The following is a 1,379-nucleotide window of genomic DNA, read 5'->3' as shown; positions in this document are numbered from 1 at the left end:
GGCATCGCGAATTCCGCGCCCTTGTCGATGCTGTCGGGCCAGCGCTGCGTCACGCTCTTGTAGCGCGTGTAGAAGCGCACGGCTTCCTCGCCATATGCGTGATGATCGCCGAACAGCGAGCGCTTCCAGCCGCCGAACGAATGCCACGCCGACGGCACCGGACTCGGCACGTTGATGCCCACCATGCCGATTTGAATATGCCGGGTGAACGTGCGTGCTGCCGCGCCATCGGCCGTGAACAGGGTCACGCAATTGCCCAGTTCGTGCGCGTTGACGAGTTCGATCGCACTGGCGAGATCCGGCACGCGCACCACCGAAAGCACCGGTCCGAAAATCTCTTCGCGGTAGATTTTCATGTCCGCCTTCACATCGTCGAACAGCGTGCCGCCGAGGAAGAAGCCCTCCTCGTTCCCCGCCACCGTATGGCCACGCCCGTCGACAACGAGCTTCGCGCCAGCCGCGATGCCCGCCTGGATATACCCCAACACCTTGGTGCGATGTGCCGCACTGATGAGCGGCCCCATGTCCAGATTGGGTTCCATCCCAGCACCGATCCGCAGCGTTCGGACACGCGACGCAAGACGCTCGATCAGCTCGTCGCCGATGCTCCCCACCGCCACCGCGACCGAGGTCGCCATGCAACGCTCGCCGGCAGATCCATATGCCGAATTGATCAGCGCATCGACGGCTTGATCGAGGTTTGCGTCGGGCATCACGACGAGATGGTTCTTCGCACTGCCCAATGCCTGCACGCGTTTGCCGCGTTTGGCGCCCTCGGCGTAGATATATTCGGCGACCGGCGTGGAGGCGACGACGGACATCGCGGCCACATCGGGATGCTGGATCAGCGCATCGACGGTGCCCTTGTCGCCGTTCACCACGTTGAAGACACCCTTGGGAAAGCCCGCCTCGATGAAGAGTTCCGCCAGCCGGATCGACGACGACGGCGTGCGCTCCGAGGGCTTGAGAATGAACGTGTTGCCGGTCGCGGCCGCCATCACGAACATCCAGCACGGCACCACCACTGGAAAATTGAACGGTGTGACGCCGGCAATCACGCCCAGGGGCTGACGCAGATTCCAGCTGTCGACGCCGCTGCTGCTTTGATCGGTGAAATCGGTCTTCAGCAGGTTCGGAATGCCGCACGCGAATTCGACGATTTCGATGCCGCGCATCACCTCGCCCTGTGCGTCCGAAAACAGCTTGCCGTGGTCGCGTGTAATGAGCTCGGCGATTTCGTCCAGGTGCGCCTCGAGCAGCTCCTTGAACTTGAACATCAAGCGCGCGCGCTTGAGCGGCGGGGTTTCGCTCCAGGTCGCGAACGCGGCCTTTGCGGCCGCGACGGCGGCGGCAACCTCAGTGGTATTCGCAACCGGCAC

1 protein-coding gene is annotated in these 1,379 nt (G+C 63.3%); it reads right to left on the bottom strand.

Features of this window, described 5'->3' with window-relative positions:
• Nucleotides 1-1,379 (bottom strand): CoA-acylating methylmalonate-semialdehyde dehydrogenase (locus EVC45_RS44645; RefSeq protein WP_129964367.1); only part of this gene is annotated, 1,379 nt, incomplete at both ends.

The organism is Paraburkholderia sp. UYCP14C (genome assembly GCF_004197395.1).
Lineage (GTDB): Bacteria > Pseudomonadota > Gammaproteobacteria > Burkholderiales > Burkholderiaceae > Paraburkholderia.
Note: the sequence above shows the minus strand (reverse complement) of the source record. Positions and strands in the feature narration are given on the sequence as shown.